Source organism: Bordetella genomosp. 13, assembly GCF_007679965.1.
Classification (GTDB): domain Bacteria; phylum Pseudomonadota; class Gammaproteobacteria; order Burkholderiales; family Burkholderiaceae_B; genus Bordetella.
Genome location: NZ_VEHL01000003.1, coordinates 567459 through 582424 on the forward strand (window position 1 = coordinate 567459; position 14966 = coordinate 582424).

Genomic DNA, 14966 nt, shown 5'->3' on the forward strand with positions numbered 1-14966 from the left:
GGGCCCCCGCCCGCGGGCGGGGCAGTTGGGTCAGAACTCGGCCGCCAGACGGAACTGCGCGCGCAGCATGGCACCCAGCGTTTCGGGGTCGTAGTAGCTCAGGATCTTCTGCTGTTGCTGTTTCAAGCCCTCGGCGGTCAGTCCGGGCACGTCCGCGAGGCTGCGGGCCTGGCAGAAAGCGGCGTAATCAATCGGTTCAATGCCCATGTTCTCGGTCAGGAAGCCCCAATTCGGATTGGTCAGCCGGGCATTGTTCACGTCGATTTCCTTGCGCAATACCGACTTGGTGCCGAAGTACATTGCCGCGATCAGATTGCCGTAGGCCTGCGAACGATGATGGGCCGTGACGAACAGCTCCGCGTCGGCGACGCGGGCGTGGTAATCCTGCGGCGCCATGTAAGTGGTCAGCAGTTCGATCTGCGGCGCCAGCCCGGAAGTCTTGATGTACGACTCGAGTTGCTGCGCGTATTGGTCGGGATAGTTGTACGAAACCGGGATCACGATCCGGTAGTCGTCGATGTCGCGCTTCTTTGCCAGGTTCGTCAGGATTTCGATATGGCAGTTACCGGGATCGCCGCTGTTGCCGACGAAGATCGTCTTCGACTTGCAGGCCGGAATGGCGACTTCCGTGAAATCGGTGTCGGTGGGATACGCGAAACGGATCCTCGGCTTCGTGCCGTAGGTATCGCAGAACAGCTTGTAATCCCCATCGACGTCCGACGCGATGGCATGGATGTGCTGGGCCACGTCGTGGAACGGCGCGCCCATGCGGATCGGCAGATAGAGGTCGCCGCCCCACAGGAACCACGTCACCTTCTTGTGCGGGCCAACCTGCTTGATCAGCTGCTTCTGCCAGTCGAAGAACAGGCCGTGGATGAAGATGCCGGCGACGTCGGGCGCCATCAGGTTGCGCAGCACCGCGTCCATGTCCTTGCGCTGGTCGAAGAACGACGCGTTCGGGCAGCGGCTGAGGTCGTTGTCGTAATCCGCGACCGAACGGTTCTGTTCGATCAGGATCTGGTGCGTGAACTCGTCGCCCAGCGCGCCGCTCTCGAGCATCGCTACGAACTTCTGCGTGTGCACGTTGTTGTAGCCGAGGTGCACGAAACGCTTGCGGCCGGCCTGAGACAGGATCGGCGCAACCTCCTGCCCGGCGGGGCTGGGTTCCCCCTTGATCTTGCGGATCTTCTGCGCCAGGTCCAGGCTGCCGTAGGCCTCCTGCAGGATGGTCGCCATCTTTTCGCGTTGCAGCGCCGTCAGGGTGTGCAGCGAATTGATGTCGCGTACGTACACGGCGTCGGCCGTCGTCAGCTGGTTCAGGCCCTGGTGGATCTGGCCCTTGTGCACATACGGCGCATAAAGGCGGCGGCGTTCTTCCAGCAGCGTGTGCAGCATGAAGCCGCGCGCGCGCATCCACTGGTCGATCTCGGCGAACAGCGGCTGGTTCTCGTACAGCTGGATGAAGTTGACCTCGGTCTGGATGACCAGGGTATTCGCAAGCTTGGCTTCGCCGTGCTTGAACACCGTCAGTTCGCCGCCCTGGATGTCGATCTTGAGCCAGTCGATGCTCTCGATCTCCTGGACGTCGTCCAGCCGGACCGTGGGCATGCGTTCTTCGCGCAGGATCTCGCCCCACACCGGATAGCCCTGGAAGTGATCCAGCACCTTGAAGTTCGGGCGCAAGGTGGACGTCATCCCCGGCGCGCGGCACAGGTACAGCGTGACTTCGCTTCCCGAACCGACCGCGTACGGCAGGTAGGACTCGTGCTTGCCTTTCTGCCGATTCAGTTGCTGCAGCGCTTCGCGCTGCGGCTCGAAGCCCACCAGATGGACTTTGCCTTCCTTCAGCAGTTTCTTGTAGGGCGGGTCGCCGTCGATGGGGTTGGCGCCGATGTCGACGACGTGGATGTATTTGGATGTCGAGGCCGGCGCGATGGCGCGGCCGCTGGCCACGTAGGGCGCCGCGCTGGCGATGCCGGCATGCCCCTGCGCGGAAGCGGGCGCGGCGGGTGCGGCCACGGCCTGCCGTTGCGGGGCGGGCGCCTGGGTCGGTTGAGGCTGGTTCAGCCATCCGCCCGCCTTCAGGTAGCGCTGGGAGACGTCCTCGTCATTGAGCGCCAGGATGCTGAAGGCCAGATCCTGCAGGCCGTAGGCCGAGTGCAGCAGGAACGCCAGTTTCAGGCGCTGGTTGTCGTCCAGCGTCTTCAGGCGCGCGTCGTCGGGGATGAAGATCGCGTCCGCGGTCACCAGCTCGGCGCCGGTGCTGTCCGACCGCTCGGCCATCTCCGCTTCGGGGAAATAGTGTTCGTACCTGGCATCGTCAAGGCGCAGCAGGCGCAGGCCCGATCCGGCCAGAAGCCTACCCAGCTCGCCCAGGTCGGTCTGGTCGTGGTACAGGTCGACAAACAGCGTGCGGATCTGGACCAGCAGCACGGTGGTCAACAGGCGTTGCGCGCCTTCCAGCACCTTGCGGTTGTCGTTCGCGCCGTCCAGCACCAGCCATTCGATGCGCTGCAGGCCTTCGATGCCATCCAGCCGTTGGGTGGAGATGGGCAGCTTGGCCAGCACGCTGGTCGGCTGGCGGAACTTGGGCAGTTGCCGTTCGGCGGGCAGGGGTTCGAGCGTGCCGGTATATGCGGGATCCAGGCAGGCATACAGGGTGGCGGGCGTGCCGTCGCCCAGTGCGACGTTCGAATGGTAATGATCCAGGTGGCGGGACGCCTTGAGCTGTTCCGCCGTGCGGATGTTGCCCGCGGGGTCGATGGCGATCGTCGACAGGGTTTGCAACTGGCGCAGGCTCTGGAATCTCTGGTTCAGCGTCAGCGCGCCGCCGTGATCCAGCGTGACGATCTTACCCTTGAACGAGAAGCTGAACGAGTCGTCGCGCACTTCGGGATGCTGCACGCTCGTCGGCGCGTCGTCATCCTCGAACCAAGGCTGGCCGTCCGCGGTGAACGCCAGCGCGGCTTGCGGCTTGTCCTCGCAATACCGCTGCCAGACCGCGCGCAGGGCGTCGGCCAGGTGACGGCCGAATTTCGGGGCATTGCAGACCGGCGAGTCCAGCAGGATCTGGCGCAGGTGCGACCGGATGACGGACAGCGTGTCGAGGTTGGAGGCCAACTCCTGCGCGCGGGCCACGTATTGCGCCCAGTCTTCCGTGACCAGCTCGGGCATGCCGACGTTGGCCAGGTGCGTCGCGGAATGCCGGCCGGCGAAGGTCGGGCCGGGCAGCGTGATCACTGGCACGCCCATCAGCAGGGCTTCGCACGTGGTCAGGCCGCCCGAGTACGGCCAGGGATCCAGCGCGATGTCGACCTCGTTGTAGCACTCGAACAGCTGGTAGTGCCCGCAGCGGCCCTCGAGCCGGATGCGTTCGGCGGCGATGCCGTGGCTGGCCATCAGGTCCAGGATGTATTTCTGCCGCGCCGGAACGCCGAGCGAGCCGCTGCGCAGGTACAGCCGGGAATCGGGCACGGCCTGCATCAGCGCCGCCCATTGCGCCAGCAGCACGTCGTTGAGCTTGGTCGGGTTGTTGAAGCAGCCGAAGGTGACGTAGCCGTTCTTCAATGCCGGCAGGGGGCCGACGTCGGGTATGCGCGCGGGCGGGAGGTAGCAGATGTAGTCATCCGGCATGCGGATGAGCTTTTCCGTATACATCGCATCGCTGCCGGGCGGCGATTCGACGCTGTCGGTGATCAGGTAGTCGAACGCCTTGGCACCCGTGGTGTTGATCAGCCCGCCGACCCATTTGATGATGATGGGCGCGGGCTCCAGGGCGATGGTGGGCATCCGCGTGCCGGCGTTGTGGCCCGACAGGTCGATCAGGATGTCGATGCCGTCTTCCAGCAGCTGGTTCGCGAACTCCATGTCGTTCAGGCGCGAGATCGGCAGCCATTTCTGCGCCAGCGTGATCATGCGCTGCGTCAGGCTGTCGACGATGGGACTGCTGGTGTAGGCATAGATCTCGATGCCGTACTTGCGCAGTTCCTCGAGCGCCGTCAGCGTCATGGCGCCCACGGGGTGCTGGCGGAAACCGTCCGAGAACATGCCCACGCGGATGATGCGCTGCGGGGAGCGGTCGCCTGGGCGCGGGCGTTGGATCGGTTCCTTGCGGGTGAACAGCGCGCCCCATTCCTTGCACACCTCGAGTATGTCGTCCGCACTCTTGTTCGGCATGTAGTGCAGCAGCGTCAACAGGTTCGACAGCGCCGCGGGACGGTGCGCGGGAGACAGCATCGCCGAGCGGCGGTAGCAGCGCTCCGCTTCCTCGAACTGGCTGAGGTCGCGCTGGATGTTGCCCAGGTCGATGAGGTAGACGGACGCGTTGCGCGGATCCAGGCGGATCAGCGTTTCGCACGCCGCGATGGCTTCCTCGAATCGCGTCAGCTTGGTCAGGACGCGAGACCGCAGCGACAGGGCCGCCGTCTGCTTGGGCTGCTGCGCCAGCACGTCATCCAGATGCGCCAGGGCCAGTTCGTTGTTCTCCTGGCTGGCTTCCACGCTGGCCAGGCCGAACTGGGCTTCGATGAAGCCCGGACGCATCGACATCGCGTGCTGGAACAGCCGGCGCGCGTCGTTCGAGCGGTCCGCCTTGAGCTCGATCTGGGCCAGCAGCAGGCAGGCGTCCGCGTCGTCTTCGGCCAACGATCCCGCTTTCCTGACGGCGGAGCGCGCGGCTTCCAGCTCGCCGGCGTCCAGCAGGTGCTTGCCCAGCGCCTTCCACGCTTCGGCATCTTCCGGCGACCGCAGGGTGCGGGCCTCCAGCTGTTGCAGGGTGGGCAGGGCCGCGGCGGCGGATTTGGCTTGAGAGCGGGGGAGCGGCGGTTTTGCCATGGGTTGCAACCGTGACCGTGAAGACGCGAATAGATACAGGTTGCCTAGTGTACGGAGCCGGCGTGGTGCGTAATCTCCGAGTAAGACGCCAAAGTCAACCTATTTCCGAGCGCTTCTGCGCGAGCCAAAGAAAAAGCCCCTGCCGGGGCAGGGGCTTGACTGCTGCCCGGTCCATCAAGGCTCCGGGCTGGCGATCGCGAATGCTTAGCGCAGCAGCGACAGCACGGTCTGGGGAACCTGGTTGGCCTGGGCCAGGACCGAGGTGCCAGCCTGTTGCAGGATCTGGTTCTTGGTCATGTTCGACACTTCGGTCGCGTAGTCCGAATCTTCGATACGCGAACGGGCGGCCGACAGGTTGGTCACCGTGTTGTTCAGGTTGGCGATGGTCGATTCGAAGCGGTTCTGGATCGCGCCCAGGTCGCTACGCAGGCTGTCGACTTGAGCCAGGGCGGCGTCGATGGCGGCCAGCGGATTGGTGGTGGCGGCAGCGGTGCCCAGAGCCTTGCTGTCGACGGTGACCGTGGCGACGGCGGTGGCGCCGTTCATGCTGGTGGTCACGGTGGCAGCGAAGTAAGCGGTCTTGCCGGCGGCGTCCTTGCCTTCGACGTACCACTTGCCATCGGCCGACTGTTGCAGGTCGGCCGACGTGACGGCAGCGGTGCCGCCAGCTTGCGTGTTGCCGGCGAACGTGATGTTGGCGCCTTGAACAGCGATGGTGCCCGACTTGATGTCGTTGGCGCCGGTACCGGCCGCGAAAGCGGTCAGCGCCGTGGCGTCGATGCCCTTCTTGACGTTCAGGTCGGCCAGACCCAGCGTCGTTGCGTCGATCTGCTTCAGGCTGATGTCGATGGTTTCGCCGTCGTTGGCGCCAACCTGGATCGACATCGTCTGCTCGCTGGCCAGAACCTTGACGCCGTTGAACTGGGTCTGTTCCGACACGCGGGTGATTTCGTTCAGGCGCTGGGTGATTTCAGCCTGGATCGATTCCAGGTCCGAACCCGAGTTCGTGCCGTTGGAGGCTTGAACGGTCAGTTCGCGGATGCGCTGCAGGTTGTTGTTGATTTCGTTCAGCGCGCCTTCCGTCGTCTGCGACAGCGAGATGCCGTCGTTGGCGTTACGGGCGGCCTGGGTCAGACCCTTGACGTTGGCGGTGAAGCGGTTGGCGATGGCTTGACCAGCGGCGTCGTCCTTGGCGCTGTTGATGCGCAGGCCCGACGACAGGCGTTCGATAGCCGAGCCCAGGGCGGACTGCGACTTGTTCAGGTTGTTCTGAGCAACCAGCGACAGGTAGTTGGTGTTGATGACAGCAGCCATGAATAGCTCCCAAGAGAGAAAGGCTTCTTCAAACCGGGCAGCTGGGGCCGCCCTGCGAAACGGATCGGTTGATGACCCGCTGCCTGGGTTACGGCGTCTTGTTCGCAAGCTTTAGGGCATCTGCTCGCGGAATTCGGAATTTTTTGCAGGAAGCTTTGTAACTTCCGCCGGCCGGGGCGGATGCCGCCCGCGGCGGTGCCGTGAGGGCGGGGCGGTCGGCAATGGGACGGGCGAGGAGGGACGCGCCCGCGGCGGCGCGCCGGGCACGGGCGCTTTCAGACCACCTGGGCCAGGTGCACGTCGGACGGCAGGTTCTGCCAGGCCTGTTCCTTGAGATGCGCGCGAATGCGGGCGGTGGCCTGCGAGCGCAGCTGGCACACGCGCGCTTCGGTGACGTTGAGCACCGCGCCGATCTCTTTCAGGTTCAGCCCCTGTTCGTAGCACAGGGACATCAGCAGCTTCTCGCGCTCGGGCAGGGCGTCGATCGCCTGGATCAGCGCGCGGCGCAGGTCGCCTGCCAAGAGGCTGTCCAGCGGCGTGGCCTGGTCGCCCGCGGGGGCGTCGTACCACTGGCCATCGCTTTCGCCCTCGCGGCCGAAATCCTCGTAGTGCAGGATCTGGATGCCTTGCGCGTCGGCCAGCATTTCCCGGTACTCGTCCAGCGGCACGTCCAGTTCGGCCGCGATCTCGGCCTCGCTGGGTTGGCGCATCAGGATCTGCTCCTGGCGCTGGATGGCGGTCTCGATGCGGCGGCTCTTGCTTCGTACGCTGCGCGGCAGCCAGTCCTGGCTGCGCAGTTCGTCCAGCATGGCGCCGCGAATGCGCGCGGTGGCGTAGGTCTCGAACTGCGCGTCGGGATTCTCCTGGTAGCGGCGCACCGCGTCCAGCAGTCCGATCATCCCGGCCTGGATCAGGTCGTCGAGCTGGACGCTTGCCGGCAGGCGCGCAAGCAGCTGGAGGGCCAGCTTGCGTACCAACGGAGCGTATTGAACCAGGCTGTCTTCGGGATTGGGCATTCAGTGTAAGTCTGCAGGGGGCTCGCACGGCGCGCAGGCAGCGGCGTTGCAAACGAGCGACAGGTCGCGGGCTTTGCACGGCCTACCGCATAGTTGTGCCTTGCGGTGAGATTGTCGGAGAAACGCGACGATTCATTCCCATAAGAACGCAACTTTTTGAGCACTTGTTTACTGTTTTACCGATGTTGTGGCGTAATGCATGTAACGCCAATGTTTCGACAATTGACGACCACCTGACAAAAGTCAAAGTTTTGACATGACTGTCATAAAAACTGACGTTTTGCATGGTAAATTGCTTCCAAATTGCGATGAAATGACACAATTCGCATAAATTCATACAGGGCCTTGCAGCAAAGAGCGGGGGTGGGGCCCGAGGCCAGCTATTTCCATGGCGGTCTGTCACCGGAGAATCAAGTGAAAACAGCCGATAGTTCATTGCTTGCCGATATTCGCGAAGTCAATTTGTCATACCTGTTGCTGGCCCAGCGCATGCTGCGCGACGACCATGCCGCCTCGATGTTCCGCCTGGGCTTCAGCGCCGAGGTCGCCGACATCCTGCTGCGCCTGTCGCCGGCCCAGCTGGTGAAGCTGGCCAGCTCCAGCTCCGTGCTGTGCCGTTTCCGTTTCGACGACTACAGCCTGCTGTCGGCCCTCACTCAGGACGTCCTGGGCGGCGCGCTGCAGCAAGCGCATGCCACCATCCTGCTGGCCAAGCAGCCCGTCGAAGAACTGGCCTGACGTCCACACGCCATGGCAATCAAGAGCGTTTCGCAGGAAGCCGACGAGATTCTGTTGGCCAGCTCGATGATCACGCTGGGGGCCCGCTTGCAGGTCCTGGAGGCCGAAACCAGCCTCAGCCACGATCGTCTGGCACGGCTTTATCGCGAGATTCGCGGATGTTCTCCTCCCAAAGGCATGCTGCCTTTCTCGGTTGACTGGTTCATGACCTGGCTGCCGAACATCCATTCCTCGTTGTTCTACAACGTCTACTCCTTCCTCAATACGCGCACGTCCAGCAAGGGCATCCGGGCCGTCATCGACGCCTACCGCCTGTACCTGGAACATGCCAGCGCCGACGGCGCGCCGGTCGACGAACCGGTGCTGAGCTTCACCCGGGCCTGGATGCTCGTGCGTTTCTTCGACGGCGGCATGCTGCAGTTGTCGGCGTGCCGGCAGTGCGCCGGGCATTTCATCGCCCATGCGCACGATCCGCAGTCCGATTTCGTGTGCGCCATCTGCCGTCCGCCTCCCCGCGCCGGCAAGACCCGCGCCGCCAAGGCGCGCGGCGCGGCGGCCAAGGCCAGCCTGGATACGGCACGCTCCTGAATTCCTTAAGGGTGCGCAAACACGCCAAAAACCCCTAAAAACCCCCCGTAACCCGCGCTTTTGGCGCGGGACGGGCGGGCGATCATTACGGCGGGATTGTGTGGACTACATTGGCAGGGGCCTAATGTGTTGATTGTTATCGGTTATTTAGTGGTCATCGGCTCCGTGGTCGGCAGCTTCGTGGCCATGGGCGGTCACCTGGGCGCGCTGTATCAGCCGTTCGAAGTCGTGCTGATCGCGGGCGCCGCGCTGGGCGCCTTCGTCGCCGGCAACAGCAAGAAGTCGTTGGTGCTGGTCAAGGAATCGCTGCCGAAGGCCCTGAAGGGATCGCCCTACAGCAAGCAGGTGTACATGGAGCTGATGGCGCTGCTGTACGTGCTGCTGAACAAGGCGCGGCGCGAAGGGTTGATGGCAATCGAATCGCACATCGAAGATCCGTCATCCAGCCCTATCTTCAGCGAATACCCCGGCATCCTGCGCGACGAGAAGCTGATGGAGTTCATCACCGACTATCTGCGCATCATGATCAGCGGCAACATGAGCTCGTTCGAGATCGAGACGCTGATGGACGAGGAGATCGACACCTACCGGCACGAGCAGGAGGTGCCGGTGCATGCGCTGCGCGCCGTGGCTGACGGCCTGCCGGCCTTCGGCATCGTGGCCGCGGTGCTGGGCGTGATCAAGGCGCTGGCCGCCGTGGACCAGCCGCCCGCCATCCTGGGCGACCTGATTTCCAAGGCCATGGTCGGCACGTTCCTGGGGATCCTGCTGTCCTACGGTTTCGTGGGCCCACTGGCGTCGCAGATCGAGCGCCGCACGGCCGAGTCGACCAAGGTGCTCGAGTGCATCAAGGTCACGCTGCTGGCCAGCATGAATGGCTACCCGCCTCAGCTGGCGGTCGAATTCGGCCGCAAGGTGCTGTTCTCGGCGGTGCGTCCCACCTTCAGCGAACTCGAAGAACACGTGCGTCAGGCCAAGGCCACGCCGGGCCGTGCCTGATTAGCGACACGTCGCCATGAGCACCGTCAACAACCACCGCGTGGTCATCCGGCGCAAGAAGTCGCACGGCGAGGCGCACCACGGCGGCAGCTGGAAGATCGCCTACGCCGACTTCATCACCGCGCTGATGGCCTTCTTCCTGGTCATGTGGCTGATCAGCATCGTGCCGCGCGAAGAACTCAAGGGCATCGCCGACTACTTCCGCATGCCGCTGTCCGTGGCCATCGCGGGCGGCCCGAAGAATTCGGCCGAGCGCAGCGCCATTCCCGGTGGCGGGCCCGACACCCTGCGCGACGAGGGCGAAGTGCGCCGCGCGCAGGGTACGCGCATGCAGTCCCAGCCCGTCAATGCCGACGCCGAGCGGCGCGACCGGCACAGGCTGGAGCGCCTGCGCCAGCGGCTCGAGTCCGTGATCGAGAACAGCCCGGTGCTGCAGAAGTTCCGCCCGCAGCTGCTGATCGACATCACCACCGAAGGCCTGCGCGTGCAGATCGTCGACAGCCAGAACCGGCCGATGTTCGCCACCGGCAGCGCCGAGGTCAAGCCGTACATGCGCGACATCCTGCGCGAACTGGGGCCCGTGCTGAACGAGCTGCCCAACAAGGTCAGCATCGCCGGCCACACCGATGCCACCCAGTATGCCCGCGGCGAGCGAGCCTACAGCAACTGGGAGCTCTCGGCCGATCGCGCCAACGCCTCGCGCCAGGAACTGGTGGCGGGCGGCATGAACGAGGGCAAGGTCATCCGCGTGCAGGGCCTGGCGTCCAGCATGAGCCTGGTTAAGGATGACCCCTATGCTGCCGTTAACCGCCGCATCAGCCTGGTGGTGCTGAATGAGGCCACCCAGCGCCGCCTCGAGTCCGAGAACGCCGCCGCCGCCGACGTCACCGCCGGCAGCGCGCAGCAGGTAGGGGAGGCGCTGACTCCGCAATCCGGCGCGGCCGCGCCGGCGAAGCAATAGGAAGAACAATGACATCCACGATTCTGGTGGCCGACGATTCGACGACCATGCGCATGATCGTCAAGACGGTGCTGTCGCAGGCCGGGTGGAATGTACTGGCCGCCAGCAATGGCCAGGAAGCCCTGGATCTGGCCCAGACCCGCCAGGTCGACCTGGTGGTCAGCGACTGGAACATGCCTGTCATGGGCGGCCTGGGCCTGATCCAGGGCCTGCGCGAGCAGCCCCAGTATCAAGATACCCCGGTGCTGGTGCTCACCACCGAAGAAGACGATATCAGCAAGTCCGCGGCCCGCGAGTTGGGCGTCAGCGGCTGGCTGAACAAGCCGCTCGACCCGCAGGTGCTGGTCGAGCTGGCCGCTGAACTGCTGGGCGAAACGCCGCAGGATTGATCAGGTTCACATAAGGTATACACCTGTCATGAGTTCTGGCCTGGATCTCAGTCAGTTCTACGAAACCTTCTTCGATGAAGCGGACGAACTGCTGGCCCAAATGGAGCAACTGCTGCTCGAACTGGACGTGCAAGCGCCCGACATCGAGCAGCTCAATGCAATCTTCCGTGCCGCGCATTCCATCAAGGGTGGCGCGGCGACGTTCGGCTGCTTCCAGAAGCTGGCCGGCACCACCCACTTGCTCGAAAACCTGCTGGACGCGATCCGGCGGGGCGAAATGGCGCTGCGCGTCGACATGGTAGATACTTTCCTGGAGACGAAGGACGTGCTGAAGAGCCAGTTGGATGCCTATCGGGCATCCGAGGAACCCGACGAAGCCGTATTCGAGCGCATCTGCGCCGTGCTGCGGCAACTGGCCCTGGAAGACGGCGAAGCGGCTGCCGCCGTGGCGGCACCCGCCGCTGCCCCGGCTCCCGTCGCGGCGCCGGCGGTCGTGGCCCCGGCGCCCGTGCCCGCGCCGGTTTCCGCCGCCCCGGCGCCCATTGTCGCGCCGCAGGCCGCTGGCGACCTGCCCACCAAGGTGCGCATTCTCAACGTGTCCGACAAGGACGCCGCGTCGCTGCTCGAGGAAATGGGCAACCTGGGCAAGGTGCTGTCCAGCGACCGCAGCGGCGGCGCGCTCACCGTGTGGGTGGAAACCACCTGCTCGGCGGCCGACATCGAAGCTGTCTGCTGCTTCATCATCGATTCCGACCAGCTCGCGGTCACGCACGAAGCCGCGCCGGCGCAGACCGATGCCGGCGTGCTGGAACAGTTCGAGCAGGCCGCCGCCAGTTTCGCGCCCGCGCCCCTCGCGCCGCCGGCGGCGCCCGCGGCCGTAGCCGCCGCGCCGGAAGCGGTGACCACCGCGGCGCCGGCCGCCCGCGCGCCGCGCGCGGCAAGCGCGCAGCAGGCCGACAAGGAATCCACCTCCATCCGCGTGGGCGTCGAGAAGGTCGACCAGATCATCAACCTGGTGGGCGAACTGGTGATCACGCAGGCCATGCTGGCGCAGACCGCCTCGTCGCTGGATCCTGTGCTGCACGACCGCCTGCTCAACGGCATGGAGCAGCTCGAGCGCAACGCGCGCGACCTGCAGGAATCCGTCATGTCCATCCGCATGATGCCGATGGACTATGTCTTCAGCCGCTTCCCCCGCCTGGTGCGCGACATCGCCGGCAAGATGGGCAAGCAGATCGAACTGCAGACCTACGGCCGCGCCACCGAGCTGGACAAGAGCCTGATCGAGCGCATCATCGATCCGCTGACGCACCTGGTGCGCAACAGCCTGGACCACGGCATCGAGACGCCCGAGAAGCGCGTGGCCGCCGGCAAGGAGCCCACGGGCCAGCTGGTGCTGTCGGCGCAGCACAATGGCGGCAATATCGTCATCGAAGTCAGCGACGACGGCGGCGGCCTGAACCGCGAGCGCATTCTCAAGAAGGCGCAGTCGCAGGGCATGGCCGTCAACGAGAACATGCCCGACGACGAAGTGTGGCAACTGATCTTCGCGCCGGGCTTCTCCACGGCCGAGCAGATCACCGACATCTCGGGCCGCGGCGTCGGCATGGACGTCGTGCGGCGCAACATCCAGGACATGGGCGGGCACGTCCAGCTGTCCAGCGAGACGGGCAAGGGCACTACCACGCGCATCGTGCTGCCGCTGACCCTGGCCATCCTGGACGGCATGTCGGTGCGGGTGGGCGAGGAAACCTTCATCCTGCCGCTGAACCACGTGACCGAATCGCTGCAGCCCTCGGAAGAGCAGCTTTACACGGTGGCGGGCAACGAGCGGGTCATGCACGTGCGCGGCGAATACCTGCCGCTGGTCGAGATGCATCGCGTTTTCTCGGTGGGCGGTGCCCAGCCGGATCCGACGCAGGCCATCGCGGTCATCATGCAGGCCGAGGACCGCCGCTTCGCGTTGCTGGTTGACCACCTGGTCGGCCAGCACCAGGTCGTGGTGAAGAACCTCGAAGCCAACTACCGCAAGGTGCCGGGCATCTCGGCAGCCACCATTCTTGGCGACGGCAGCGTGGCGCTGATCGTCGACGTATTCGCACTGGCGCGGGCCAATCGCGAGAAATGGGCCCAGCCCGAAGCCATCCTGAATTGAGGGAGCAAGACCATGGCAGCCAAACCGCAAACCCAGGCGACGCGCGTCGAAGACCAGGGCAGCGAATTCCTGGTGTTCACGCTGGGCGAGGAAGAGTACGGAATCGACATCCTCAAGGTGCAGGAAATCCGCGGCTATGACGCCGGCGGGGTCACGCGCATCGCCAACGTGCCGCCCTTCATCAAGGGCGTGACGAACCTGCGCGGCATCATCGTTCCCATCGTCGACCTGCGCATCAAGTTCAACCTGGGCAGCGTCGAATACAACGAACAGACTGTCGTCATCATCCTGAACCTGGATCGCCGCGTGGTCGGCATCGTGGTCGACGGCGTGTCGGACGTGCTGATGCTGAACGCGGGCCAGATCCGCCCGGCGCCGGAGTTCGGCGCCACGCTGTCCACCGAGTACCTGACCGGCCTGGGCACCGTGGACGAACGCATGCTGATCCTCGTGGACATCGAGCGCCTGATGACCAGCGACGAAATGGCGCTGGTCGAGAAAGTGGCTTCCTGAGCCCATACGCGCAAGGGACGGGGCGCACTGCCCCCCGCGCCCGGCGCATGGCAGCGAACGCGGTCCGGGACTGATGAACATCATGCGCAATACTTTGGCAAACCTGTCTATCCGCAGCAGCCTGCTCGGGGTGCTGGGCTTTTTCTCCTTCCTGCTGGTGGTCGGCGCGGTGCTGGGCGTGTTCTCGCTGCACCTGGGCAACGAGACGACCGCCGCGCTCAAGCGCACCGAGGACGTCGACGGCGCCATGGGGCGGGTGGTCGACCGCACCAAGGACGCGGTCATCGCCCTGAGCCGTGGCGCGGTGGCGCACTATGGGGTTACGGTGCAGGCCCTCGAAGCCGCGCGGACCGCCCAGGTTGCGCAGACCAAGACCGCGGTCGATGCCGCCAACGCCGCCACCGCGGCGCTTGCCGCGCAGGCGACCCAGGCCGTCCAGGCGGCTGCTTCCGCGGCGCAGGCCGCCGGCGATGCCGGCACGGCCGCACCGGCGCCGGCGCCCGTCGCCGCGCCCGCGCCCATTGCCGTTCCCGCCGCCGTCGTGCCGACGCTGCCCCCGGGCATCGCCGGCCAGGCCGCGGCCATGGCGCAACGCGCCCAGGCCAGCCTGACCCGCGCGCAGACCGAATTCGAGCGTTACCAGGCCTTGCCCAAGACGGAAGGCTCGCAGGCAGTGCTGGCCGAGTTCGAGCAAGCCTACCGCGCGCTGGCCCAGCAAGGCATCGCGCCCGTCGTGGCGTCGCTGCAGAAGGGCGACCTGGCGGGCTATGCCAAGCAGGTCGAGGGCGCGCTGGATGCGCCGGAAGCCCGCTTCCAGCGTTCCGTCGAAGCGTTCGACACCTGGCGCGCCAACCAGCTCGAAGAGGCCTACAACATGGCCGAGCTTCGTTACCGCTACATCCTGGGCGCCGTGGCGCTGGGTGCGTTCGTGGCCGCAGTGCTGGTCTTCATGACCTACCTGTTCCTGCGTGGGCGCGTGCTGCGTCCGCTGAAGGACGCCGGCATCCAGTTCGACCGCATCGCCGCGGGCGACCTGGCCACGCGCATCGAGATGCGCAGCAACAACGAGATCGGCCAGCTGTTCGCCGCGCTCAAGCGCATGCAGGAGAGCCTGACGCGCACCGTCGGCACGGTGCGCCGCGGCGTGGACGAGATCAATGTCGGTGCCCAGGAGATCTCCGCGGGCAACACCGACCTGTCCAGCCGCACCGAGCAGCAGGCAGCCTCGCTGGAAGAGACCGCGGCGTCCATGGAGCAGCTGGCCTCGACCGTGAAGCAGAACGCCGACAACGCGCGCCAGGCAAATCAACTGGCGGCCAGCGCGTCCCAGGTGGCCGAGCGTGGCGGTTCCGCGGTGTCGGAAGTGGTGAGCACCATGGAAGGCATCTCGGCGAGCTCGCGCAAGATTTCCGAGATCGTGTCGGTGATCGACGGCATCGCGTTCCAGACGAACATCCTGG

General features: G+C 65.3%; 11 protein-coding genes. 8 read left to right on the top strand and 3 right to left on the bottom strand.

All coding sequences use genetic code 11. The features are described 5' to 3' along the window. Positions 1 to 30: 30 nt before the first annotated feature. From FS845_RS11300 to FS845_RS11310, 3 genes are all read right to left on the bottom strand, one after another. On the bottom strand, positions 31 to 4833 hold the full coding sequence (locus FS845_RS11300; protein ID WP_144634492.1) for a TDP-N-acetylfucosamine:lipid II N-acetylfucosaminyltransferase: 4803 nt from the start codon (positions 4831 to 4833) through the stop codon (positions 31 to 33). 204 nt (positions 4834 to 5037) lie between these two features. Then, positions 5038 to 6147 (bottom strand): FliC/FljB family flagellin, encoded by a 1110-nt coding sequence (locus FS845_RS11305; RefSeq protein WP_144634495.1) that lies wholly within the window; start codon positions 6145 to 6147, stop codon positions 5038 to 5040. 275 nt (positions 6148 to 6422) lie between these two features. Continuing rightward, positions 6423 to 7163, bottom strand: coding sequence for an RNA polymerase sigma factor FliA (locus FS845_RS11310; protein WP_144634498.1), 741 nt, complete (start codon positions 7161 to 7163; stop codon positions 6423 to 6425). 414 nt (positions 7164 to 7577) lie between these two features. Here FS845_RS11310 and flhD point away from each other — a divergent pair, with 414 nt between their 5' ends. The 8 genes from flhD to FS845_RS11350 all read left to right on the top strand — a co-directional run. Further along, positions 7578 to 7901, top strand: a complete 324-nt coding sequence (gene flhD / locus FS845_RS11315) for a flagellar transcriptional regulator FlhD (protein ID WP_144634501.1) — start codon at positions 7578 to 7580, stop codon at positions 7899 to 7901. Positions 7902 to 7913: 12 nt separating this feature from the next. Next, a complete protein-coding gene (gene flhC / locus FS845_RS11320) occupies positions 7914 to 8489 on the top strand; it encodes a flagellar transcriptional regulator FlhC (RefSeq protein ID WP_144634504.1) in 576 nt (191 codons plus the stop codon). Between the two features lie 126 nt (positions 8490 to 8615). Beyond that, positions 8616 to 9488: a flagellar motor stator protein MotA gene (gene motA, locus FS845_RS11325; RefSeq protein ID WP_144634507.1), complete on the top strand. Its 873-nt coding sequence runs from the start codon at positions 8616 to 8618 to the stop codon at positions 9486 to 9488. Positions 9489 to 9504: 16 nt separating this feature from the next. Continuing rightward, entirely contained in the window at positions 9505 to 10449 is a 945-nt protein-coding gene (gene motB, locus FS845_RS11330; RefSeq protein WP_144634510.1) for a flagellar motor protein MotB, read from the top strand. A gap of 8 nt (positions 10450 to 10457) precedes the next feature. Further along, the gene (locus tag FS845_RS11335; protein WP_144634513.1) at positions 10458 to 10838 is read left to right on the top strand and encodes a response regulator; all 381 of its coding nucleotides are present in this window, start codon (positions 10458 to 10460) and stop codon (positions 10836 to 10838) included. A gap of 28 nt (positions 10839 to 10866) precedes the next feature. Next, positions 10867 to 12993, top strand: coding sequence for a chemotaxis protein CheA (gene cheA / locus FS845_RS11340; RefSeq protein ID WP_144634516.1), 2127 nt, complete (start codon positions 10867 to 10869; stop codon positions 12991 to 12993). 12 nt (positions 12994 to 13005) lie between these two features. Further along, on the top strand, positions 13006 to 13506 hold the full coding sequence (cheW, locus tag FS845_RS11345; protein WP_144634519.1) for a chemotaxis protein CheW: 501 nt from the start codon (positions 13006 to 13008) through the stop codon (positions 13504 to 13506). An 82-nt stretch (positions 13507 to 13588) separates the two neighbouring features. Continuing rightward, positions 13589 to 14966 (top strand): Tar ligand binding domain-containing protein (locus FS845_RS11350; RefSeq protein ID WP_144634522.1); only part of this gene is annotated, 1378 nt, incomplete at its 3' end.

Bases quoted from the DNA above. Each gene is read 5' to 3' on its own strand.
- FS845_RS11300 (WP_144634492.1), bottom strand. From the start codon at position 4,833: ATGGCAAAACCGCCGCTCCCCCGCTCTCAAGCCAAATCCGCCGCCGCG.
- FS845_RS11305 (WP_144634495.1), bottom strand. From the start codon at position 6,147: ATGGCTGCTGTCATCAACACCAACTACCTGTCGCTGGTTGCTCAGAAC.
- FS845_RS11310 (WP_144634498.1), bottom strand. From the start codon at position 7,163: ATGCCCAATCCCGAAGACAGCCTGGTTCAATACGCTCCGTTGGTACGC.
- flhC (WP_144634504.1), top strand. From the start codon at position 7,914: ATGGCAATCAAGAGCGTTTCGCAGGAAGCCGACGAGATTCTGTTGGCC.
- motB (WP_144634510.1), top strand. From the start codon at position 9,505: ATGAGCACCGTCAACAACCACCGCGTGGTCATCCGGCGCAAGAAGTCG.
- FS845_RS11335 (WP_144634513.1), top strand. From the start codon at position 10,458: ATGACATCCACGATTCTGGTGGCCGACGATTCGACGACCATGCGCATG.
- cheA (WP_144634516.1), top strand. From the start codon at position 10,867: ATGAGTTCTGGCCTGGATCTCAGTCAGTTCTACGAAACCTTCTTCGAT.
- cheW (WP_144634519.1), top strand. From the start codon at position 13,006: ATGGCAGCCAAACCGCAAACCCAGGCGACGCGCGTCGAAGACCAGGGC.